The 310-nt window shown below is 63.9% G+C and carries 1 protein-coding gene; it reads left to right on the top strand.

The window, feature by feature from the left end; all coding sequences use genetic code 11:
- Positions 1 to 310: hypothetical protein (locus tag LZ005_RS21560; protein WP_237811142.1), on the top strand; the 310-nt coding region annotated here is incomplete at both ends.

Genomic DNA, 310 nt, shown 5'->3' with positions numbered 1-310 from the left:
TCTGGGCAACACCCAGTTCGGTGTGCTGTCGACCCTGGCCATGGCTAACCTGAGCTCGGATCAAGGCGCGGCCCTGAACTCCTCGCAAGTCGGCGCCATCAGCACCCTGCAGTTCTCGAACCTGAGCTCGCAAGCGATCGTGGGTCTGGAGACGAATGACGTCACCCAGATCAGCAACGCTGCGATGGGCGCGATGAAGACCCTGCAGGCTGTGGGTCTGAGCAGCGACCAGATCCCGCTGTTCACCAGCGCCCAGCTGCAGGCCATGAGCACGGCCGGCTTCAGCGCCCTGAACTCGAACCAGGCTGCG

Origin of the sequence: Massilia sp. TS11, assembly GCF_022012445.1 — a bacterium.
Classification (GTDB): domain Bacteria; phylum Pseudomonadota; class Gammaproteobacteria; order Burkholderiales; family Burkholderiaceae_D; genus Telluria.
Note: the sequence above shows the minus strand (reverse complement) of the source record. Positions and strands in the feature narration are given on the sequence as shown.